18 protein-coding genes and 1 pseudogene are annotated in these 18,787 nt (G+C 66.0%); 10 read left to right on the forward strand and 9 right to left on the reverse strand.

Annotated elements, in window-relative coordinates; translation table 11 throughout:
- Nucleotides 1-67: 67 nt before the first annotated feature.
- Both AAHB16_RS13885 and AAHB16_RS13890 read left to right on the forward strand, forming a co-directional pair.
- Complete coding sequence (locus AAHB16_RS13885) at nucleotides 68-781, forward strand: cytochrome b/b6 domain-containing protein (protein ID WP_150374774.1); 714 nt, start codon at nucleotides 68-70, stop codon at nucleotides 779-781.
- Complete coding sequence (locus AAHB16_RS13890) at nucleotides 778-1,554, forward strand: molybdopterin-binding protein (RefSeq protein WP_150374773.1); 777 nt, start codon at nucleotides 778-780, stop codon at nucleotides 1,552-1,554. The genes AAHB16_RS13885 and AAHB16_RS13890 overlap by 4 nt, the downstream gene beginning before the upstream one ends.
- A gap of 28 nt (nucleotides 1,555-1,582) precedes the next feature.
- Here AAHB16_RS13890 and AAHB16_RS13895 read toward each other — a convergent pair whose 3' ends face one another.
- Nucleotides 1,583-2,431, reverse strand: a complete 849-nt coding sequence (locus AAHB16_RS13895; protein ID WP_150377317.1) for an NAD(P)-dependent oxidoreductase — start codon at nucleotides 2,429-2,431, stop codon at nucleotides 1,583-1,585.
- Nucleotides 2,432-2,516: 85 nt separating this feature from the next.
- On the opposite strand from AAHB16_RS13895, the gene AAHB16_RS13900 reads away from it, so the two are divergent.
- Nucleotides 2,517-3,113, forward strand: coding sequence for a TetR/AcrR family transcriptional regulator (locus AAHB16_RS13900; RefSeq protein WP_150374772.1), 597 nt, complete (start codon nucleotides 2,517-2,519; stop codon nucleotides 3,111-3,113).
- Here the strand turns inward: AAHB16_RS13900 and AAHB16_RS13905 are convergent.
- Nucleotides 3,094-3,996: an NAD(P)H-binding protein gene (locus AAHB16_RS13905; protein ID WP_342051147.1), complete on the reverse strand. Its 903-nt coding sequence runs from the start codon at nucleotides 3,994-3,996 to the stop codon at nucleotides 3,094-3,096. The genes AAHB16_RS13900 and AAHB16_RS13905 overlap by 20 nt on opposite strands.
- A gap of 240 nt (nucleotides 3,997-4,236) precedes the next feature.
- Here AAHB16_RS13905 and AAHB16_RS13910 point away from each other — a divergent pair, with 240 nt between their 5' ends.
- Together AAHB16_RS13910 and AAHB16_RS13915 are read left to right on the forward strand one after the other, a co-directional pair.
- Nucleotides 4,237-4,620 carry a YkvA family protein gene (locus AAHB16_RS13910; RefSeq protein WP_150374770.1) on the forward strand — a complete coding sequence of 128 codons (384 nt, stop codon included), beginning with the start codon at nucleotides 4,237-4,239 and terminating at the stop codon, nucleotides 4,618-4,620.
- A gap of 93 nt (nucleotides 4,621-4,713) precedes the next feature.
- The gene (locus AAHB16_RS13915; protein ID WP_342051148.1) at nucleotides 4,714-6,345 is read left to right on the forward strand and encodes a DUF2957 domain-containing protein; all 1,632 of its coding nucleotides are present in this window, start codon (nucleotides 4,714-4,716) and stop codon (nucleotides 6,343-6,345) included.
- A 232-nt stretch (nucleotides 6,346-6,577) separates the two neighbouring features.
- On the opposite strand, the gene AAHB16_RS13920 is transcribed toward AAHB16_RS13915, so the two are convergent.
- Nucleotides 6,578-7,459 carry a LysR family transcriptional regulator gene (locus AAHB16_RS13920; RefSeq protein WP_342051149.1) on the reverse strand — a complete coding sequence of 294 codons (882 nt, stop codon included), beginning with the start codon at nucleotides 7,457-7,459 and terminating at the stop codon, nucleotides 6,578-6,580.
- A 90-nt stretch (nucleotides 7,460-7,549) separates the two neighbouring features.
- On the opposite strand from AAHB16_RS13920, the gene AAHB16_RS13925 reads away from it, so the two are divergent.
- The 4 genes from AAHB16_RS13925 (at nucleotide 7,550) to AAHB16_RS13940 (ending at nucleotide 11,407) form a co-directional block, all read left to right on the forward strand.
- Nucleotides 7,550-8,314, forward strand: a complete 765-nt coding sequence (locus AAHB16_RS13925) for a sulfite exporter TauE/SafE family protein (RefSeq protein ID WP_342051150.1) — start codon at nucleotides 7,550-7,552, stop codon at nucleotides 8,312-8,314.
- A gap of 469 nt (nucleotides 8,315-8,783) precedes the next feature.
- Nucleotides 8,784-9,656, forward strand: coding sequence for a LysR family transcriptional regulator (locus tag AAHB16_RS13930; RefSeq protein ID WP_150374766.1), 873 nt, complete (start codon nucleotides 8,784-8,786; stop codon nucleotides 9,654-9,656).
- 126 nt (nucleotides 9,657-9,782) lie between these two features.
- Nucleotides 9,783-10,778 carry an NAD(P)H-quinone oxidoreductase gene (locus AAHB16_RS13935; protein ID WP_342051151.1) on the forward strand — a complete coding sequence of 332 codons (996 nt, stop codon included), beginning with the start codon at nucleotides 9,783-9,785 and terminating at the stop codon, nucleotides 10,776-10,778.
- An 80-nt stretch (nucleotides 10,779-10,858) separates the two neighbouring features.
- The gene (locus AAHB16_RS13940) at nucleotides 10,859-11,407 is read left to right on the forward strand and encodes a hypothetical protein (protein WP_342051152.1); all 549 of its coding nucleotides are present in this window, start codon (nucleotides 10,859-10,861) and stop codon (nucleotides 11,405-11,407) included.
- Nucleotides 11,408-11,411: 4 nt separating this feature from the next.
- Here AAHB16_RS13940 and AAHB16_RS13945 read toward each other — a convergent pair.
- The 5 genes and pseudogenes from AAHB16_RS13945 to catA all read right to left on the reverse strand — a co-directional run.
- A pseudogene (locus AAHB16_RS13945) lies at nucleotides 11,412-12,188 on the reverse strand (1,6-dihydroxycyclohexa-2,4-diene-1-carboxylate dehydrogenase); the annotation flags it as partial.
- A gap of 68 nt (nucleotides 12,189-12,256) precedes the next feature.
- Nucleotides 12,257-13,276, reverse strand: coding sequence for a benzoate 1,2-dioxygenase electron transfer component BenC (benC, locus tag AAHB16_RS13950; protein WP_342051153.1), 1,020 nt, complete (start codon nucleotides 13,274-13,276; stop codon nucleotides 12,257-12,259).
- A 20-nt stretch (nucleotides 13,277-13,296) separates the two neighbouring features.
- Nucleotides 13,297-13,794, reverse strand: coding sequence for a benzoate 1,2-dioxygenase small subunit (gene benB, locus AAHB16_RS13955; protein WP_342051154.1), 498 nt, complete (start codon nucleotides 13,792-13,794; stop codon nucleotides 13,297-13,299).
- The gene (gene benA / locus AAHB16_RS13960) at nucleotides 13,791-15,179 is read right to left on the reverse strand and encodes a benzoate 1,2-dioxygenase large subunit (protein ID WP_150374761.1); all 1,389 of its coding nucleotides are present in this window, start codon (nucleotides 15,177-15,179) and stop codon (nucleotides 13,791-13,793) included. Before benA ends, benB begins: the two co-directional genes overlap by 4 nt.
- Nucleotides 15,180-15,252: 73 nt before the next feature.
- Nucleotides 15,253-16,176, reverse strand: a complete 924-nt coding sequence (catA, locus tag AAHB16_RS13965) for a catechol 1,2-dioxygenase (protein WP_342051155.1) — start codon at nucleotides 16,174-16,176, stop codon at nucleotides 15,253-15,255.
- 172 nt (nucleotides 16,177-16,348) lie between these two features.
- Here catA and AAHB16_RS13970 point away from each other — a divergent pair, with 172 nt between their 5' ends.
- Complete coding sequence (locus AAHB16_RS13970; RefSeq protein ID WP_150374759.1) at nucleotides 16,349-17,266, forward strand: LysR family transcriptional regulator; 918 nt, start codon at nucleotides 16,349-16,351, stop codon at nucleotides 17,264-17,266.
- A gap of 9 nt (nucleotides 17,267-17,275) precedes the next feature.
- Here the strand turns inward: AAHB16_RS13970 and AAHB16_RS13975 are convergent, their stop codons facing one another.
- Nucleotides 17,276-18,676, reverse strand: a complete 1,401-nt coding sequence (locus AAHB16_RS13975; protein WP_191002374.1) for an FAD-binding oxidoreductase — start codon at nucleotides 18,674-18,676, stop codon at nucleotides 17,276-17,278.
- Between the last annotated feature and the right edge of the window lie 111 nt (nucleotides 18,677-18,787).

The following is an 18,787-nucleotide window of genomic DNA, read 5'->3' on the forward strand; positions in this document are numbered from 1 at the left end:
GCGTCCCGCTCACGCCGGCTGGTACAGGGTGCCAGCCGGCCACCCTTGGCCTTTTGAGGCATCCCGCATGAACAGCAATCATCGATTCGTCGCACGGCACTCCGTGATCGTGCGCATCACCCACTGGGCAAACGTGCTTTGCCTCGCCATCCTGCTGATGAGCGGCCTCCAGATCTTCAATGCGCACCCGCGGCTCTACTGGGGCAAGTTCGGTGCGGACGCGGACCATGCGTTGATTGCCGCGTCCGCCTTTCCGGGGTGGCTCACGATTCCTTCGTACCACGACCTCGGCGCCGGCAGGAACTGGCATTTCCTGTTTGCGTGGCTGCTGGTCTTCAATGGACTCGTCTACCTGCTGCACGGACTGTGGCGCGGCCATATCCGGCGCGATCTGCTGCCGGACGCCGATCAGCTGAAGCCGCGGCATCTCTGGCACGAGGTGCGGGATCACGCGCGCCTTCGCTTTCCGAAGGGTGAGGAGGCGCGGCGCTACAACGCGCTGCAGAAGATGACGTACCTCGTCGTCGCGCTGGTGCTCATTCCGCTGATGGTCCTGACCGGACTGACGATGTCGCCGGGCCTCGACGCGGCGTTCCCGTTCCTGCCCGACCTGTTCGGCGGCCGGCCCTCGGCTCGCACGCTGCATTTCCTTACGGCGTCGTCGCTCGTGCTGTTCGTGGTCGTGCATGTGCTGATGGTCGTGCTCTCGGGTTTCTGGAACAACATGCGATCGATGCTGACCGGGCGCTATGCCATCGAACGCGCGAAGGACGATCAATGACAGTCGACCTCAAACGCCGCCGCATGCTGGCGGGCCTGATCGCGACCGCCGGGTCCGGCATCCTTGCCGGGTGCGATCGCATGACGCAGAGCGAATCGTTCGGGGCGGTGCTGCGCAATACCGAGAAACTGACCGAGGCCAGCCAGCGGCTGCTGCTGTCCGGGCAGAAGCTCGCCCCCGAGTACCGCCTCGCGGACCTGTCGCCCGTCTTTCGCGCCAATGGCACGCAGGCGCCCGATTCCGACGAATACCTCCGCCTGAGCGAGAACGGGTTTGCCGACTGGCGGCTCAAGGTGGAAGGGCTGGTCCAGCAGCCGCTGAGCCTGACGCTCGCGGACCTGAAGCGGCTGCCGTCTCGCACGCAGATCACGCGGCACGACTGCGTGGAAGGCTGGAGCGCGATCGGCCAGTGGCAGGGCGTGGCGCTCGGCCGCGTCCTCGACCTCGCGCGGCTGAAACCGGGCGCGCGCTACGTGGTGTTCCATTGCGCCGACGAACTGGAAGCCTCGCTCGACGGCAGCGGGCGCTACTACGAAAGCATCGACCTGCTCGACGCCTACCATCCGCAAACGATCCTCGCCTATGCGATGAACGGCAAGAACCTGCCCGTCGCCCACGGCGCGCCGCTGCGCCTGCGCGTGGAGCGCCAGCTCGGCTACAAGCAGGCCAAGTACCTGATGCGCATCGAGGTCGTGTCGTCGTTCGACGCGCTATGGGGCGGACGCGGCGGCTACTGGGAAGACCGCGGGTACGAGTGGTACGCGGGGATTTGACGGCGATATCCGTGACATCAGCGGGACATCAGCGGGTCCCGATCGTCAAGTCCGCCATGGCCGACCAGTCTCGGGACCCCATGCCGGCCGCCACGGTTTCCGCCATGCGGTCGTGGACGGCGGCCAGCATCGGTAGCGTGCGACCCGTGTCTGCCGCGGCTTCCGAGGCCAGGCGCAGGTCTTTGAGGCCAAGGGAAGCCTTGAAGCCCGGGTCGTAGTGGTTGCCCGCGATATTGGCCGAGTACACCTGATACGAACGGCTGCCGAACAGCGTGTTCAGGATCAGGTCGAAGAACTGCGCGCGGGGCAGGCCGTTCGATTCCGTCAGCACGACCGCCTCGGCCATCGCTTCGATGGCCATCGCGATCATCATGTTGCAGGCCACCTTGGCCGCGTTAGCAGTGGGCGGTTCGGCGCCCATGTCCCATACGCGCTTGCTGATCGCATCGAATAGCGGGCGGACCTTCTCCATGGCTTGCGGCGCGCCGGCGGCCAGCACGTTGAGTTCGCCGGCCGCGGCCACGTCGGGGCGGCCCAGTACCGGGGCGGAGATATAGGCCACGCCGTTCGCCGCGTGTTGCGCGACGAGCTCGCGCGCAAAGCTCACCGAGATCGTGGCCATGACGATATGGACGACGCCGGGCCGGGCGCGGCTCAGCACGGCGGAGTCCAGCAGCACGGAGCGGATGACGTCGTCGTCGGACAGCATGGTCAGCACCGCATCGCCCTGAAACGCTTCTTCGGGCGACGCGACCATCGTCACGCCGTCGATCGATCCCCCCGACCGGTTCCACGCCTTGACGCGATGGCCGGCTCGCACGAGATTGCGTGCCATGGCCTGGCCCATCGCGCCGAGGCCGATCATTCCGATTTCCATGTTGCGTGCTTCCATGGCGGTGTCCTTGAATTAATGTAGCGATCACTATATATTTCGTTGCATACGGTCGCAAGAGATTTCTATAGTGAGCACTAAACTATTAACCGAGAAGCCGGCCCGCGGTCGTCCCCGCAGCTTCGATCCGGATGCGGCATTGGCCGAAGGGCAGCGCCTGTTCCATGCCGCAGGCTACGACGCCGTGGGGTTGAGCGCACTGACGGAGGCGCTCGGCATCAAGCCGCCGAGCTTCTACACGGCCTTTGGCAGCAAGGCCACGTTCTTCGAGCGCGTGCTCGAACGCTATGCGCGCACGGAGCTCGTGCTGGCCGATGTCCTGCGTCCCGGCCGAGAGCCCGCCGAAGCGATCGCCGACCTGCTCGAGCGCGCGGCACGGCGCTACTCGCGGGACCCGGGCCGCCGCGGCTGTCTGGTGCTCGAATCGGCACGCGGCAACGACGACAGCGAAAGCGCCACGCTGGCGAGGCGAGTCGCGGAAGCCAGGCGCGCGCAGGTGCGGCGCTATATCGCGACGACACATTCAAAGCAGGCCGGTGCCGTCACCGATTATGTGGCGCTCGTGATGTCGGGGTTGTCGGCAGGCGCACGCGAGGGCATGGGCGAGGCCAGGCTTGTCGCGGTCGCGCGTGCGGCTGCCGAGACCGTCAGGTTGATGCTGCGTTGAGCAACGTGTCGCGATGCGCGATCAGAAACGCCTCCACGGACGTTGCGCGCTCGCCTGTCAGCTGCAGGTAATCGTCGCTCGCGGGCGCCATCGCGCCCTGCGCCACGCACGTGTCGATATAAGCCAGCAGCGCCGCCATGGGAGGCGGCATGCCGCTTGCGGATAACCGGCTTGCGGCTTCCTCCTTTGTCACCGGGACGAACCGGATCCGGGTCCCCAGTACCGCGTTGGCAATCGCGACTACGTCCTCGCCGCTCAGCGCGTCCGGACCCGTGATGTCCACGCGCCGATGGTGCGTCATGTCCTGCCCCACGTCTGAACGCAGCGCGGCGGCCGCCGCCATGGCGCAGTTCTCGCGCGTCACGTATGCGATTCGGCCCTGGCCTGCGGCCGAGATCCATTCGCCCGTGGCGATCGCTCGTTGCAGCGACATCAACAGCATGTCCATGTAGAACGCGTTGCGCAACACGACGTGACGGAGGCCGCTTTCGCGCAGCATCGCTTCGGTCGCCGCGTGATCGCTGGCGATGGGGCCGAGCGGGGACGTGTCGGCGTTCAATAGCGACGTGTAGACCAGACGCTCGACGCCAGCCTCGCCCGCCGCCGAAATCGCGTGACGGTGCTGCGCCACGCGGCGCGGTCCGCAGTGTTCGGCGCCGGTGCTGACGAGCAGCAACCGGTCGGCGCCCTCGAATGCGTGGGTCGTCGATGCTGGCTGGTCGAAGTCCGCGTACCGGACATCGACGCCATGCGAGGCCAGATGTCGATGCCGTTCGGGCGCACGCGTGGTGCCGACGAGAGAGGGATGTCCGAGCAAGGACGCCATGACAAGCTGGGCGAGCTGGCCCGAGATACCGCTGACGAGAAGGGTAGGTGAGTGCATGACGCAAATCTTCCATAAGCACCGCGGCGTTCATCGCGAACGCGGGTGCAGTCGGTCAGCCGGACCGAAGCCCGGCACCCAGGGCAATCGCCTGAAGCACCCCGACATCAGGGCGCACGCGACTCAGCAGTGGAAGACAATGATTTGCGTCATGCGGGCATTCTAGCCGAGCCGGATTCCCTGTCTACAATGACGCGTCTCTCCACGCCGGCTCTTCACCCAATCTCACCACCCGGATCCATGCCGCTGACCGACGATCTCCGCCAATGGGCGCGACGCATCAAGCGCGACGGCGTGACGCTATATTTCGCCTGCCGGCATCCGGACACGCCGTTCCTGACGAAGGCCCTGTGCATGGTCGTGGTGGCCTACGCGCTGAGCCCGATCGACCTCGTCCCCGACTTCATTCCGGTGCTCGGCTATCTCGACGATGTGTTGCTGCTGCCGGGACTCATCTGGCTGGCCATCCGCCTGATCCCCGCGGAGGTGCTCGCCGCTTCCCGCTTGCAGGCGGAAGCATGGCTCGATGCACAACGCGCCAGACCGACGAGCTATTGGGGCATTGCACTGGTCGTGGGCATGTGGATCGCACTCGCCATTGGCGCGTGGATGCTGCTGCGGTAGACCACGGCAATGCTATAGTCGCGCAAGACTCGCCAGACAAATCATCAGAGCGAGCCGCGGATTGTTCGATTTGGGGTACCGGGGAAATCAAAAATGAAAAAAACGGGATGGACACATCCGGGTCTTGCCACGTCCACGCGTGGCATCTTGCTGGCACTGCCGCTGCTGGCCGCCTTGAGCGGTTGCGGAAGCGACGATCCGCCGGCACAGGCGGCGCCGGTGGCCACGACACCGCCGCCCGCCACGAATCCCGTGCCGCCGGCCACTGATCCCGTCACGCCGGAGACACCGGTTACACCGTTGTGCGCCGCATCGCTCGACTACGGCACCACGTTCACCGGTGCCTCCTCCGGCGGCGAATACATCAAGATCGGCTTCGATACGACGACGCGGCGGTATCGCATGACGTTCGTCGCGTCCGCGGTGCCGAAGGCTGCCGGCCAGGTCAACCAGACGCGCACGGGCCTGACGATCGAAGGCAGCTTCACGCATCCGACGACATTGCCGACCGCCGAACAGAACCGCTGTGCATTCGTGCTGCAGGACGGCCAGACCGCCGACGCCAGCTATGCGGTCACGATCAATCCGGCCAACCCGCCGATGCTGTTCGCGGGCTTCGACGCCGTGACCGGCGGTACGCCCGGCGCGACGATCCAGTACGACGGCGTGGCATTGCTCGGTAACCTCGGCGCGGTGCCGGGACGCACGTTCGACAGCTTCCCGTTCATCGGGTTTGCCCAGACGGAAACGGACCTGTCGCAGGTAGCGGGCCGCTACCACGAGGTCGGCATGTATATGTCGCCAACGGGCACGAGCTACCAGACCGCGCGCCCGCAGGGCTGGGGGCCCGAACCCGCGAACTGGACCGAAACGCTCAATGCGGACGGTAGCTGCACGGCGGAGGGCACCGGGTACTCGTGCAGCACGACGGGTACGCCGTGGACGCGCCGCCAGAATGCGGACCTGACGCAGGACAACGTGTTCATCAGCCGCTCGAGGTCGTCCGGGTCGCCCTACGCGTCGGTCGGCATCGCGCAGCCGATCGTCCTGCTGTCGCCGACGCAGGCACACGGCATCATGATCGTCGGCAAGGTCGGCACCCAGCGCATTCCGGTGATCGTCCGCATCGGCTACTCGTTCATTCCCGCCCAGGCCAGCGACCTCCTCAACACGATCGCCGACGCCCAGGTCGGGCTGTCGCTGCTCGCGCCCGCCACGGCGTTGCAGCCGAACGCATTCGATGGAACATTCGTTGGCGTCACGTCCGCGGCCCTCTGTGGAAAGGTGACCTACGACGGTTCGAGCGGCGCGCCGGCGGTATCGACCGGCGTATTCGACGCCACCGTCGATCATCCCGACCTCCCCGGCACCTACAACGGCACCTACTTCCTTCCCGATATGGGCAACTGCGTGGAAGGGACGGGCACGCGCGCACCCGCGGCCACGTACGTGGCCAGCCTGTTCAGCGGCACGGGCGGCACGCAGGCCGGCGCGGCCACGACCGCCACGACGCCGTCGTTCACGCTCGACTATGCGCAGCCCACGCCGGGCAAGGTCAACCTCGGCGCCCTGCAGGCCTTCAACGCCGCGGACCCGTCCGGCGATGTCGCGCTGTTCCAGGCCGGCGACGCGGGCGTGCTGGTCAGGAACGGGCCGATTTACGCGTTGATCATGAACGCGAACACGTACCATCCGTTCGTGCAGTTCGGCATGGCGCTGCCCTGATACCGCCAACATCGCGCTGCCCGGCGACTTTTCCGACGACGGCCAGCCCGTGCATATGCGCGGCCTCGAGAAGGTGCCCGATCAATACAGCGAGCGCTATGGCATCCAGTTCTTCGCGGCGCCCGGCAACCATGACCCGAACCGCCCGGTCGCCCGAAGTTCTGATGGAATGTGCCTGGAAGCGGTGACGAATCACCGACGGTGACGCGCACATCGCACGATCCGCAAGCCCTCAGACGGTCGGCGCCATCAGCTCTCGCGCCAGTAGCATGGCATGCGGCGACAGTTTCGAGAAGTCCCGCGCGCAAAGAATCAGGCGGCGTGCGCCCCAGGATTCCGATAACGGAAGAATGGCCACGTCGCGGGTGACCGACCGCGCGAGGGCTTCGGAGAGGAGCGACACGCCGATGCCCGCTTCCACGTGCATGGCGACATCGTGCACCGTGCGAAGCTGCACGCGGAAGTTGAATTGCCCCCCGAGGCGCGACGCGCGTTCGCCCAGATAGGTCTCGAGCGCGCTATCGGCCATGCCGACGATCGGCTGATCGAGCACGTCGGCAAACGCCACGCTGTCTAGCGACGCCATCGGGTGGGCGCGGCTCGTCATTACCACCAGTTGGTCACGCGCGACCACATGCGTCTGCAGCGCGCCGAGGTCGGCCGTATCGGCCACGATACCCAGGTCGCCGCGCCGATCGGCCAGTGCGCGCACGATATCGACACTCGTGCGTTCCTCGATATCGACCGAAAGATCGGGGTTCTCCGTCAGGAAGCGGCATAACCGCGGCGGCAGGAATACGCCGAGCGCCGCGGTGTTTGCCAGCAGGCGGATACGACCTTTGAGCCCGGTGGCAAACGTGCGCAACTCCCCGCGCATCTGCTCGACCCGGCCCAGTATCTCGCGCGCATGCCGGACGAGCGCATCGCCCGCGGCCGTCGTACTGACGCCGCGCCGGTTGCGATCGAGCAGCGGCGTGCCCAGTGCCGCCTCCATGCCCGCAATGCGCTCGCTGGCCGATGCGAGGGCCAGATGCATGGCCCGCGCGCCCCGCGTGATGCTTCCAGTCTCCACGACCGTCAGGAACAGCCGCATATCGGTCAGATCGAAGCGCATCGGTCATGTCATGTGGTTTCGGAATGTCCGAAGGCTAGCACGGGAATTGCCAGATTGTGAAACGGTGGCTACCTGACTAGCATGCGTCCCATGGCACCGATTGTCTTGGTATTTGCGGCGGGAATGCTGGGTGGCGCGATGAATGCGCTGGCCGGTGGCGGCTCGTTCGTGACGCTGCCCGCGCTGATCGCGGCGGGCGTCCCCCCGGTTCAGGCGAATGCTTCGAGCACCGTCGCGCTTTATCCGGGCGGCCTCGCCAGCGCGTGGGCCTATCGCGACGGACTGGGTCCGGTGGGATCGGTCTCCCTGCGCGCCTTGCTGGTCGTCACGCTGTGCGGGGGCATGCTGGGCGCATTGCTGCTGCTGCATACCTCGTCGGTCGCGTTCACGTTCGTGCTGCCCTGGCTGCTGCTGGTCGCCTCGGTCGCGCTCGCGTTCGGCCGGAAGATCGGCGAAGCGCTGCGGGCCCGTGTGCGCATCCATCGGCATGCGGTGCTGTCCATCCAGTTTGCGCTGGGCATCTATGGCGGCTATTTCGGCGGGGCTGTGGGCATCATGATGATGGCGATGTGGGGCCTGCTGGAGAGCCGCGAGATCAAGCATCTGAACGCGCCGCGCACGCTGCTCGTCAGCGCAGCCAACACGGTGGCGGTGGCCGCGTTTATCGCGGCGCAGGCGGTGCAGTGGCCCGAGACGCTGTCCATGCTGGTCGGCGCGGCCATCGGCGGCTATGGCGGCGCGCGTCTCGGCAGGCGCGCGCCGGCGGCAGCGGTGCGCGTCGTCACGCTGATCGCCACGAGCCTGATCACGCTGATGTTCTTCATCAAGGTCTACGGACCGCGACTGTCTCACTGACGATGATGGAGGTTGCCATGCTCGACGCGCTGCTGGACACGCTGGGGCTGCTGGCCGTGCTGGCCAGCATCGCCGCGCACCTGTCGTTCGCGCTCGATCTTTCCTGATCGCAAATTCCGACAGGTCGCGCGGTTTCCCGTGGCTGCCGCTCGCGCGCACGTGGATCCCGGGCCTGCGTGCGGATACGAAAAGGCAGGCAGCGCATGGCGCCGAGACGCCGCACGCATGTGCCGGATCATGCCAAGGTGTGATGTCGCTAGGCGATTCGCCCGATGCGCGCTGCGCCAATGTGCAAGGGACTTTCCGGCGGCGAGCCGATACCATGCATCTCAATGTCAAACAGCCCGCATGCGTATGCCGATGTCCATCCTCCATGCATTCATCGAAGCCAGTCGCCGCTATCTGGACCTGACCCCCGTCACGGCCGAGGCTGTACCATTGGCGGAAACTTCAACGTCATGGGTCGGCAGTGAACTGGGACGACACTCGAATCTTTCTGGCGCTCCAGCGCGAGGGAACGCTGCGTAGCGCGGCGCGCGTGGCCGGCGTGGATCAGGCCACCGTGGGGCGCCGCCTCGCGGCGCTCGAACACGCGCTGGGCGCCACGCTGTTCCTGCGCACCTCGGAAGGCTACGTGCTGACGCCGGCTGGCGAGAACGTGCTGCGCTCGGCGGAGAAGATGGAGAAGTCGGCCAACGAACTCGTCAGGCAGGCACAGGGCGCCGATACCCGGCTCGCCGGCGAGGTCAAGGTCACGACGACCGATACGCTGGCGCTCGAGTTCGTGATCCCGGCCATCTCGCGCCTGCATGCGGAACATCCGAACGTGGAGGTGCGGCTCAACACCTCGACCCAGATGTTGAACCTCGCGCGCCGCGAGGCCGATATCGCCATCCGCAACCGCAAGCCCGACAACCCCGACCTGATCGCACGCCGTCTAGCGCGCTGGCCGGTCGGGCTCTACGCCTCGCCCGCCTATCTGGCCGAACGCGGCGAGCCCACGCCCGGCGACGGGTTTGCGGGGCACGACCTCGTCGTGTTCCAGTCGCATCCGACGGCAAGCCTCCAGCAAACGCTGGTGGGACTGCCGACCGAGCACGGACGCCTCGCGGCGGCCGTCAACTCGAGCCTGATGCTGCGCGCGCTGATCCGCATGGGCCGCGCGATCGGCGAGGTGCCCGTGCCGCTGGCCGAGCGCGACGGGCTCGTGCGCATCTGGCCCGGACGCGAGCGGAACCCCCACTACGAGGTCTGGCTGGTCACCCACCAGGACCTGCGGCACACCGCCCGCATTCGCGCAATGATCGACAAGATCACCGAAGCCTTCGACGCCCGATTGTAAGCGGCGGAGGGCATTGCCAGATACCTGCACTTTTCCTGTGCAGTGATGCATTTTTGCATCATGGTTTTCAGGCGGTGCGGCACTACCATTCGGGGCATGTCATTCACGTTTGCCATGCCACCCGCAATGAAAGCCATTCTCTTCCCCTCGTTCGGCGATGCCGATGTGCTGCAACTGGGCGATGCGCCCGTACCGGAACTGCGCCCGAGCGACCTGCTCGTGCGCGTCCACGCGGCGGGCGTCAACCGCGCCGACCTGACCCACCGCAAGGGTGGCTACGGCCGCGCGGACTTCGGCGACTCGGCCCTCATGGGCCTGGAGATCGCCGGCGAGGTCATCGCGGTCGGTGCCGAGGCGCAGGGCTACCGCGAGGGAGACCGCGTGATGGGCGTGGTCGGCGGCGGTGCCTATGCGGAAATCGCGCGCATCGACTGGCGCATGGCCATGCCCATTCCGGCCGGCCTCGACGATGTCCACGCAGCGGCCATTCCCGAGGTCTTCGTGACCGCCCATGAAGCGCTGCTCCATCTCGGCCGCCTGACGCGGGGCGGCGCCGTACTCGTGCATGCGGGTGCGAGCGGTGTCGGTTCCGCCGCCATCCAGCTGGCCCGCGCAACGGGCGCGACGGTGTTTGCGACCGCGGATGCGGCCAAGCACGACCGCGTCGTGCAGTTCGGTGCCGATCATGTCATCGACTATCGCAACGAGGATTTCGCGGCGGTCATCGCGGAGAAGACCGGCAAGCGCGGCGTGGACGCCGTCATCGACTTTATCGGCGCGCCGTACTTCGCGAAGAACATCGCGTCGCTGGCCCATGGCGGCCGCCTCGTTCAGGTTGGACTGCTCGGGGGCGGCGGGGAGGTCGGCATCAGGCTGGAAGACATCCTCTACCGCCATCTGCAGATCATCGGCACGGTCATGAAGTCCCGCACACAGGCCGAGAAGCACGCGATGACGCAACGCTTCCGTGAACACTGGCTCACCCGGTTCGATACGGATGCGGGCCTGCTGCCGATCGTCGACAGCACGTTTCCGCTATCGCGCGCGGCGGACGCGCATCGCCGCATGGAATCGTCCGCCAACGTCGGCAAGATCATTCTCACGATCGGCGGCGAAGACTAAATCGCCTGGATGTCCACGAAGGTACGCGAGATACCGATGCAGGAGACTAGATCACGTTCTCTCACTCACTGGAGCATGCCATGACCACCGTACGCAAAGACCTCATCCTCTCGCAAAGCGCATTCAGCCACATCATCGACGTGGATGTGAAGCAAGTCGATATCGCGCAATGGCTGTTCGCGCTGCCCGATGCCGAGTATCAGCGCTGCGCGCCTCCCGACCACATCGCGGCCGGCGCAACGTGGACCGATGATGGCCGGCGCATGTCGATCAACGTCGAGATGATCGGCACGGGTCTCGTGGTGCAGCACTACGTGGGCGAAGTCACGGACCCGCAGTACTGCAAGATGGTCTCGATCTCGGACGTCTTCACGCCGCATGGCCGCACGAAAGTGCAGGTCATCTGGGAACTGAGCGCCAAGGGCCTGCCCGACGGCAGGACCGAGTACACGAACAGCGTGACGTCGCACCCGACGGACGACTTCCTTGCGTTCGTCGAGAAGAATGGCCTCACGTTCGAGCAGGCCGCGCGCGACCGCCAGGCGGCATCGGGCGACCATAATCGCCGCGAGACGCCGCTGTTCGCGGAGAGCATCGCGCGGGCCGCGCGCAAGAAGGTGGCGGCGTGATTGGCTAGCCCAGATCGCCGCCGCCGACGGGCACGACCGTCCCGGTCATATAGGACGCCTCGTCGGAGGCAAGGAACAGGATCACGCCGACCTGCTCCGCGATCGACCCATAGCGATGCATCAGGCTCGTGGCCTTCGTCTGCGCGACGATCGCCTCGTACCATCCGGCTTCCTGCGCGCTCTGGCGTTGTTCGTTACGCGGAATCCGGCGGGGCGGCGCCTCGGTGCCGCCCGTCGCGACCGCATTCACGCGAATGCCGTCCTCCGCATGCTCGAACGCAAGGCTCGCCGTCAGCGCATTGACGCCGCCCTTGGCCGCGGCATACGGTACGCGATGAATGCTGCGCGTGGCAATCGAGGACACGTTGACGATTACGCCGGAACGCCGTGCCACCATGCCGGGCAGGACCGCGCGGCAGCCCCATAGCGTCGGGAACAGCGAACGCCGGATCTCGGCCTCGATTTCGTCTTCGGCGTAATGCTCGTAGGGCTTGGCCCAGATCGTTCCCCCGACGTTGTTGACGAGGATATGGACCGCGCCGAATGCCTCCTGCGCGGCCGCCACCATGCGCTGTGCGCCGGCAAACGTCTCGAGGTCCGCGTGGACGGAGATGGCCATGCCGCCCGCCGATGCAATCTCGGCGGTCACCTCGTCCACGAGCGTGGACCGGTCCACCAGTACCACGGTCGCCCCCTCGGTCGCCGCGCGACGGGCCACGCCGCGGCCGATCCCCTGTGCCGCGCCCGTGACGATCATCGTCCGGCCCGCGAATCTGCCCGCGAGTCGGCCCGCACGTTGGCCCGCACGTTGACCCGCGAGTCGGCCCGCATCAGGAAGCGTATTCGCCATCATGCCTCCGCGCTCGCCGAGAACTTCTCGTAGTAGAAATTGGCCGGCGTGATCCCCGAATCCTGCAACCACGCGCGTACTGCCTCCACCATCGCGACCGGGCCGCACAGGTAGATATCGACGTCGCCATCGTTGAGCCACTCGGGCTCGATATGCGCGGTCACATAGCCCTTGCGCGCGTGGCCGCTGCCCGCATCGGCCACGCAGGTGCGATAGCTGAAGCCGCCGACGGCCTGCGCCGCGGCATCGAGGCGATCGGTCGCGACGAGGTCGATGTCGTGCGTCACGCCGTAGACCATGCGCACCGGATGCTCGCTTCCTTGCGCGGACAGGACGCCGAGCATCGAGAGAAATGGCGCGATGCCCGTGCCGCCCGCGAGGAACAGCACCGGTCGCGTGGCGGGGCGCAGATAGAAGCTGCCATAGGGCCCCGAGAACGTCATGCGCTGTCCCGGCTGCGCCTGCGCGGACAGGTAGCCGCTCATCCGCCCCTGCGGCACGTTGCGTACCACGAATGCCGCGCGCGAGGCCCCGGGCGCGGAGCTGAACGAGTAGGCGCGCGTCAGCCCGCTGCCCGGAATCTCCACGTTGACATACTGGCCCGGCAGAAAGCTCAGCGCGGAAGGGTCGTCGAGGTCGATCGCGAAGCCGATCGTCGAGTCCGAGAGCGCCGCCACATCGGCAATCGCGCCTTCGTATCGGGACACGCCGGTCTTGCATGCGGTGGACGATGCGGGCACGCGAATCACGCAATCGGAGCGCGGCCGCGTCTGGCACGACAGCACGTAGCCCTGCGCGGCCTCCTCGGCTGTAAGGGCATCCTCGATATAGCTCGACTCGGGCAGGTCGTAGCGGCCGGACTCGCAGAGCCCGCGACAGGTCCCGCACGCGCCGTCGCGGCAGTCGAGCGGGATATTGATCTTCTGGCGATATGCGGCATCGGCCAGCGTTTCGTTCTCGGCGCAGGAGATAAAGCGCGTCACGCCGTCTTCGAACTGCAGAGCAATGGTATGTGCCATGGCTGTCCCCATCGTTGGTATCAGATGTGATAGATATCGATGACCTGGTGGATGTAGTCGTTCTTGAGTACGACGTACTTGTCCAGGATGCGCGGGGTCTCTCCCGAGAAATCGATCACGTAGCGCGACATGCCGAAGTAGCTGAAGTTGGTCTGGTAGCGGTGCGCCAGCGTGTGCCAGTTGAAGCGCACCGTGGCGGTCTGTCCATCGATCTTCTCGATCTCGATATTGCTGAGGTTGTGGCTCGTGCGCGTATCGGGAATCGTCGCGCTCGAGCGCTCGGTCTTGATGCGGAACACGCGGTCCTCGAGACCCTGCCGGTTCGGATAAAAGATCAGCGAGATCTCGCGCTCGGGATCGGTCACGAGCTGCCCGTCATCGTCCCAGCAGGGCATCCAGAAGCGTGCTTCGGGGTGGTAGCAGGTCAGCCAGTCGTCCCATTGCTCGTCGTCGAGCAGGCGCGATTCGCGGTAGAGGAACGCCGATACGTCGTGGATCTGGATGGCGGCGGCGCTCATGCTGCGTCTCCCACCGCCCGTTTCATCGTCTCGAGCCAGTAGCGATGCTGGATCGTATAGAGGCCTTCGTCCTCCGTCCGCAGTCCGCTCATCACGGGATGGAGCCCGATCTGCTTCGCGGCGTCGTCGGCGCCCTCGATCCAGTGCGTGGCCCCGCGGCACATATCGTTCCACGGCAGCGCCTGTCCTGCATAACCCTGCTGGCAGGCGCGAAACTCCTCCAGATCGTCCGGGGTCGCCATGCCGCTGACGTTGAAGAAGTCCTCGTACTGGCGAATGCGGCGCGCGCGCGCCTCGTCGGACTCGCCCTTCGGCGCAATGCAGTAGATGGTCACCTCGGTGCGATCGACGGACAGCGGACGCAGCAGCCGGATCTGCGAGCCGAACTGGTCCATGAGGTAGACGTTGGGATACAGGCAGAGATTGCGCGAGTTCTGGATCATCCAGTCCGCGGTCGCGGCACCGCAGCGTTCGGCGAACTCGTCGCGTCGCGCGAAGTTGGGACGATCCTCGGGATTCGCCCAGCGCGACCACAGCAGCATATGGCCATGGTCGAACGCATAGAAGCCGCCGCCTTGCTTGCCCCAGTTGCCGGCGTCCATCGCGCGGATCTTGTCCTCGCGCTCGTTCTGCTGCTTGCGCTGGCTGGTGGTGGCCGCATAGTTCCAGTGCACGGCGGACACGTGATAGCCGTCGGCGCCGTTCTCGGCCTGCAGCTTCCAGTTGCCCGCGAACGTATACGTGGACGAACCGCGCAGCACTTCGAGGCCATCGGCGGACTGATCGACGATCATGTCGATGATGCGCGCGGCATCGCCGAGGAACTGCTCGATCGGCAGCACGTCTGCATTGAGGCTGCCGAACAGGAAGCCGCGATAGTTGGCAAACTTCGCCACCTTCTTGAGGTCGTGCGAACCTTCCTTGTTGAAGCATTCGGGATAGCCGGCCTGGTCGGGGTCCTTCACCTTCAGCAGCTTGCCGCTGTTGTTGAAGGTCCAGCCGTGGAACGGGCACGTATAGGTGGCCTTGTTGCCGCGCTTGTGCCGGCACAGCATCGCGCCGCGATGGCTGCACGCATTGATGAATGCGTTGAGCTCGCCCTGGCGGTTGCGTGCGATCACGATCGGCTGGCGGCCGATGTGCGTGGTGTAGTAGTCGTTGTTGTTCGGAATCTGGCTCTCGTGCGCCAGATAGATCCAGTTGCCCTCGAAGATATGTTTCATCTCGAGTTCGAACAGCGCTTCGTCGGTGAAGGCCGCGCGATGCAGCCGATAGTCGCCGGTGGCCTTGTCCTCGACGAGGAAGCGATCTAGGCTCTCCACGCTGTGTGGCGGCGTTTGAGGACGAGCGGGGCCCGCCCCGGTATCCAGATGGATCGGGATCATGGTTGTCTCCTGCTGGGCGTACTTGCGAGGGTGCTTATGCGGGGTGCTTATGCGGGATGCTTATGCGGGATGCTTATGCGGCGGCGCGAATGCGCTCGACTTCCGCGGCGGGCGCCTCGGCCGCATCGCGCAACAACCGGAAGTCGAAATCGATCGACGCGAACGGCTTGCTCAACTGAAGCCTGTCGAGCTGCGCGGGGTCGTCGATGCGCCGGATCGGCGGCACGAGTCCGTCGCGGCTGGCAAACGCGAAGTCGTCCCACAGGTGCGCGTCGCCATCGATATTGATCTGCGTCGTCAGCTTGCGATGGCCGGGCGCCGAGACGAAGAAGTGGATATGCGCGGGCCGCCGGCCATGGCGGCCCAGCAGGTCGAGCAGGCGCTGCGTGGTCCCTTGCGGCGGGCAGCCATAGCCCATCGGCATATTGCTGCGGAAGCCGTAGCGGCCCAGCGCATCCGTGACGATTGTGCGGCGCAGGTTGAACGCCGACTGCGTCTTGTCGAAGAACGAATAGTTGCCGAGCAGGTTCGCATGCCAGACCTCGACCTTCGCGCCAGGCAGCGGCTTGCCCGCGGTGTCGTACACGGTGCCCTGCATAAAGAGCACTTCGCCCTGCGCGGATTCGGTGCCGTCGTCGAGGCGCGCAAAGCCCGTGGACTGGGGCGCGCCCGCGACATACAACGGGCCTTCGATGGTGCGCGGGGTGGCACCCGTCAGGCCGGCGCGTGCCTCGGCTTCATCGGCGCGGATATCGAGAAAGCGTTCCAGGCCGAGGCCCGCGGCCAGCAGGCCAAGCTCCTGCGTCGCGCCGGCTTCGCTCAGATATTCGATGCCTTTCCAGACTTCGCTCGGGGTCAGGTCGAGGTCTTCGATGGCCTGGAACAGGTCCGTCGTCAGCCGCACCACGACCTGCTGGACGCGCGGGTTCGGGTTGCCCTGGGTGGCCGTGTCGACCAGAAATTGCCTGACCAGCGTCTGGATGTCAGCGTGCGTCATGTCTCGCTCCGATATGTCTCTCTAGTGGGTTCGAACGGTCGGTCACTTTATGCTTGCTGGGTATTAACCCTATCTCAGGCTTGCCGTGCGACGTGTTGGGGAGCATAGTTGACGCGTATTCGGCCCGTCCAAGACTGAATGAGTATCCGGGCGATACCAGAAAGGTATGAAGATGGAACTGAGACATTTGCGTTACTTCGTGGCTGTGGCAGAGGAACGCAACTTCACCCGCGCGGCGGAAAGGCTGCACATCGCCCAGCCGCCGTTATCGCGGCAGATCCAGCAACTGGAGGAATCGCTCGGCGTGCTGCTGTTCGAGCGCAACGCGCGGCCGCTGAAGCTGACGGACACGGGGCGCTACTTCTACACGCAGGCGATGCAGCTGCTCGCGCAGACCGCCGAACTCGAGGCGATGACGCGGCGGGTGGGCAATATCGAGCGCACGATGTCCATCGGTTTCGTCGGCTCCACGCTGTACGGCATGCTGCCGCGCATCATCCGGCGGTTTCGCACCGCGCATGCGGATATCGAACTCACGCTGCACGAGATGTCCACGATGGACCAGATCAAGGCGCTGAAGGAGGGCCGCATCGACGTCGGCTTCGGCCGCATACGTCACGACGACCCCGCTGTGCGACGTGTCGTACTGCGCGAGGAGCGCATGATCGTGGCGCTGCCGCAGGGGCATCCGTTGTCGTTGGGCCGTACGCAGCTGGCGCTGCACGATCTGCTCGACGACACGCTGATCATTTTCCCGAAGGCGCCGCGGCCGAGTTTCGCCGACCAGGTGCTGGCCGCTTTCCACGACCGCGCGTTACGGCCGCGGCGGATTCAGGAAACGCGCGAGCTGCAGATCGCGCTGGGACTCGTGGCGATGGGCGAGGGCATCGCCGTGGTGCCGAGCAGCGTCTATGGCCTGAAGCGCGACGACGTGACCTATGTGGAACTGGACGACCCCAAGCTCGTCTCGCCGATCATCATGAGCACGCGGGCGCTCGACGAATCGGAAGACCTGCGCGCGTTGCTCGATCTGATCTATCGCCTCTACGAGGAAATCGGCATGGAGTACCTGCCGCCCGCATCGGAATGACCCGCCTGGTCAGCCTGGCCGGATATTGGCGCACCGAAGGAACAGATTCGTGGGGTCGTACTGGCGCTTGAGCTGCTGCAGCCGGCCGTAGTGCGGGCCGAAGGCGTTGCAGATGGCGTCCGCGCTATCGTCGCCGAGAAAATTGACGAGTTGCGTGGCCGCCGAGTATGGGCGCAGCGCGTCGGCGAATGCAGCCGTCCATGCGGCATACGTCGCGTCGTCCTCGGCATCGGTCCATCTGGCCTCGATGCCGATGTTGTACGCCGCATGCCGATGCGGAAACGCCGTGGCATCGAGCGGCGTGCGGGCGATCGCACCGCCCAGGCACTGCACGAGCGTCATGCAGAACGGCGACGGGGCGCGTTCGGCGTGGCCGACGAGTTGCGCGATCGCGTCATCGGTCAGCTCGGGCATCAGCGCCGATTGAATGCGATTGCGGAATCCGTCCGGGCTGCCCGCATCGGCGATGCGCTGCATGACGTCGAACGGCATCGGGGCGATCGTGTCCACGAGCGGTGTCGCGAACGCGCGTATCGGCGCGACATCGCGCATCGCGTCTTCTGGGCTGCCGCAATGGCAGACCATCACGGCGACCGCCGGCACGCCGTCCGGCGTCGACATCAAGGCCGCGTACGCGGTCAGGGTGTCGGGTGCGGTTTGCATGAATGCGCGGTACTGGCGCAGCACGTGCGTCGCCTCGCTGCGCGGAAACAGCACGATGCCGCCGAGCACCCGATCCACGGGATGCGACTGGAACACCAATGTCGTCATCACCCCGAAGTTACCCGCGCCGCCGCGCACGCCCCAGAACAGATCGGGGTTGGCCTGCGCGTCGGCCACGATCGACGCCCCGTCCGCGGTCACGATCTCGCACGACATCAGGTTGTCGCATGCGAGGCCGTATCGGCGGCTCAGCCAGCCGATGCCGCCGCCCGACGTCAGGCCCGCGATGCCGACTCGCGAATGGGCACCCATCGGCACCGCGCGGCCGAATGCGCTCGTCACGGTGCTGAGATCGCCGACCCGTGCGCCCGCGCCGGCCACGACCATGCCGGTCTCGGGGTGCATGACCACACGGTTCATCGCCGACATGTCGATAACGAGTCCGCCGTCGCAGAGCGCCCATCCGGTCACGCCATGCCCGCCGCCCTTGATGGCGAGCGGTATGCGATGCCGCCGGGCGAGTCGCACGGCGGCGGCTACGTCCTGCGTGTCCGCGCACCGCGCGATCAGTCCGGGATACCTGTCGATGCCGGCATTCCACAACCGGCGTGCCGCGTCATACTCTGCATCGGCGGGGCCGATAAGGTTTCCACGAAAGCCCGATTTGAAGGCCGTGACAATGTCGTCCGGCAACATTGCTTCCGTCATGCTGGCGCGGTCGCGCCATTTGAGCGATGGCTGGGTCATGCTGATTCCTGTAATCGATCTGCGAAGGATGCGATCCCGGTCGCAAGGGACGGGGACGTTGTCCATCGTGGTCGATCACGGACCAGGCGTCTTCCATAAATCCGCGCTAGT

The organism is Cupriavidus sp. OTU4054, assembly GCF_038440175.1.
Taxonomy (GTDB): Bacteria; Pseudomonadota; Gammaproteobacteria; order Burkholderiales; family Burkholderiaceae; genus Cupriavidus; species Cupriavidus pauculus_D.

What these genes read in the sequence shown, in the direction of transcription:
- AAHB16_RS13905 (WP_342051147.1), bottom strand. Translation starts at nt 3,996, where the DNA reads ATGCACTCACCTACCCTTCTCGTCAGCGGTATCTCGGGCCAGCTCGCC.
- AAHB16_RS13970 (WP_150374759.1), top strand. Translation starts at nt 16,349, where the DNA reads ATGGAACTGAGACATTTGCGTTACTTCGTGGCTGTGGCAGAGGAACGC.
- AAHB16_RS13895 (WP_150377317.1), bottom strand. Translation starts at nt 2,431, where the DNA reads ATGGAAATCGGAATGATCGGCCTCGGCGCGATGGGCCAGGCCATGGCA.
- benB (WP_342051154.1), bottom strand. Translation starts at nt 13,794, where the DNA reads ATGAGCGCCGCCGCCATCCAGATCCACGACGTATCGGCGTTCCTCTAC.
- catA (WP_342051155.1), bottom strand. Translation starts at nt 16,176, where the DNA reads ATGACGCACGCTGACATCCAGACGCTGGTCAGGCAATTTCTGGTCGAC.
- AAHB16_RS13910 (WP_150374770.1), top strand. Translation starts at nt 4,237, where the DNA reads ATGCCGCTGACCGACGATCTCCGCCAATGGGCGCGACGCATCAAGCGC.
- AAHB16_RS13935 (WP_342051151.1), top strand. Translation starts at nt 9,783, where the DNA reads ATGAAAGCCATTCTCTTCCCCTCGTTCGGCGATGCCGATGTGCTGCAA.
- AAHB16_RS13885 (WP_150374774.1), top strand. Translation starts at nt 68, where the DNA reads ATGAACAGCAATCATCGATTCGTCGCACGGCACTCCGTGATCGTGCGC.
- benC (WP_342051153.1), bottom strand. Translation starts at nt 13,276, where the DNA reads ATGGCACATACCATTGCTCTGCAGTTCGAAGACGGCGTGACGCGCTTT.
- AAHB16_RS13975 (WP_191002374.1), bottom strand. Translation starts at nt 18,676, where the DNA reads ATGACCCAGCCATCGCTCAAATGGCGCGACCGCGCCAGCATGACGGAA.
- AAHB16_RS13915 (WP_342051148.1), top strand. Translation starts at nt 4,714, where the DNA reads ATGAAAAAAACGGGATGGACACATCCGGGTCTTGCCACGTCCACGCGT.
- AAHB16_RS13890 (WP_150374773.1), top strand. Translation starts at nt 778, where the DNA reads ATGACAGTCGACCTCAAACGCCGCCGCATGCTGGCGGGCCTGATCGCG.
- AAHB16_RS13940 (WP_342051152.1), top strand. Translation starts at nt 10,859, where the DNA reads ATGACCACCGTACGCAAAGACCTCATCCTCTCGCAAAGCGCATTCAGC.
- AAHB16_RS13925 (WP_342051150.1), top strand. Translation starts at nt 7,550, where the DNA reads ATGGCACCGATTGTCTTGGTATTTGCGGCGGGAATGCTGGGTGGCGCG.
- AAHB16_RS13920 (WP_342051149.1), bottom strand. Translation starts at nt 7,459, where the DNA reads ATGCGCTTCGATCTGACCGATATGCGGCTGTTCCTGACGGTCGTGGAG.
- benA (WP_150374761.1), bottom strand. Translation starts at nt 15,179, where the DNA reads ATGATCCCGATCCATCTGGATACCGGGGCGGGCCCCGCTCGTCCTCAA.